The organism is Vibrio sp. 1288 (assembly GCF_033344475.1).
In genome coordinates this window covers 1-723 of the sequence record NZ_JAWPOX010000478.1, presented here as the reverse complement: position 1 = coordinate 723, position 723 = coordinate 1, and the positions used below count along the sequence as shown (strand labels likewise).

Below are 723 nucleotides of genomic sequence, written 5' to 3'. Positions count from 1 at the left end.
GCATTTGTGGAATGGTTAGATCGCTTACTGTACCCGCTCGGCTTTCAAGAACCGCAATTCGAGCCGTTTCACGAGCGCCTTCAGTTAGCCCTTCCGCTGACAGACCAAACGCAGAAGTAACAAGAATACCGATCAAAGCCGAAATTGCTGTGGTGACAAGCAACACAGAAATTGTCAGACCAGAGATTTTGCCAAGTGATCCGCCTTTCTCCAGTTTTACTACCGCAGAAATCATCGAAACCAACACAAGTGGCATGATCACCATTTTTAGCAAGCCGACATAGCCGCTACCAACAATACCAACCCATTCTAGTGTTTTCGAAATGACGTCGCTGCCTTCACCGTGAATAAGCTGAAGAGCCAAGCCAAAAAGAGAGCCAGTAACAAGACCAATTAAAACGAGACGAGAAAGGGTGTTCTGTTTTTGTTGCTGGGTAAAAAGAAAGAATAATATGCCTATAAACACGGCAAGAGAGGCTATCACTGCAAAATCCATAATCTGACCTTATCAATCTGGCGTGAAACGCCGACTGTTTTTTATACGGGGTTATATACTGATGCCGTAAGATAACGCTCAGGATATAACTTTAAAAATGACAAACAGGTATTAGATAGATCTAAAATGACTATAAAAATGAGAGCTCAATCTCGTGAACTTACTGTTTAGCGTGATTTTTAAGCAAAATGACTAATCATAATGATGCAGTAGGTCGAGCATTTCTT

General features: G+C 41.9%; 1 protein-coding gene. It reads right to left on the bottom strand.

Annotated features, from left to right (window positions below; all coding sequences use genetic code 11):
• A partial coding sequence (locus R8O11_RS27500) for a cation:dicarboxylate symporter family transporter (RefSeq protein ID WP_318194911.1) occupies positions 1-496 on the bottom strand: 496 nt, incomplete at its 3' end.
• Positions 497-723: the final 227 nt, after the last annotated feature.